This is a genomic window from Rhodopirellula sp. UBA1907 (assembly GCF_002337565.1).
Classification (GTDB): Bacteria; Planctomycetota; Planctomycetia; order Pirellulales; family Pirellulaceae; genus Rhodopirellula; species Rhodopirellula europaea.
Genome location: NZ_DDGH01000101.1, coordinates 36260 through 36841 on the forward strand (window position 1 = coordinate 36260; position 582 = coordinate 36841).

Below are 582 nucleotides of genomic sequence, written 5' to 3' on the forward strand. Positions count from 1 at the left end.
CAGAGTGAAGACCTTCGTATCCGTTGAGATTTTGAGTGGGTTGTATTCGGCGGCAATGTTGGAAATGAATTGTCGGCGGTCGAACGAAAGCACCATGTAGTGCGGCCCCGTCCGTGCGACGAAATTCAGAAGCCGTTCGAAGAGGTTGCTCGGCGGGGTGGTTGGGAGCGTGATCCGTACCGAGTCTGCAAGCACGATTGCTTCTAGGTTTTGCTCGCGTAGTCGTTCCGCAATCGCTTCCGGATCCCAGGTCTCGTTTGTTGGCACGTGGAACATGTCGTGACTTCATAGGAGTGGTGTTTTTCCGATTGGACCATCGGATGGCTACGGCTGGTAGTCCGAGTGGTGGCATGAGTCAGGTGGGTATCAGGGAATGGACGATCATGAGGGGGGCTCTGTCCAAGAAAAAAGCCTCGGAACTGCGATGCAATTCCGAGGCTTTGGGTCGTTTCTGCGAGCGGTTCGCAGGGCTGATCAGGTCGTTGGGAGTTCGACCAGTTTCTTTTCTTTGGCCATTTGGCGGATGTCCTCGGTGATCTTCATCGAGCAGTACTTCGGTCCGCACATGCTGCAGAAGTGGGC

At 54.8% G+C, this 582-nt stretch carries 1 pseudogene; it reads right to left on the minus strand.

Annotated features, from left to right (window positions below):
* A pseudogene (locus tag B2R17_RS25045) lies at positions 1 to 276 on the minus strand (DNA helicase UvrB); the annotation flags it as partial.
* Between the last annotated feature and the right edge of the window lie 306 nt (positions 277 to 582).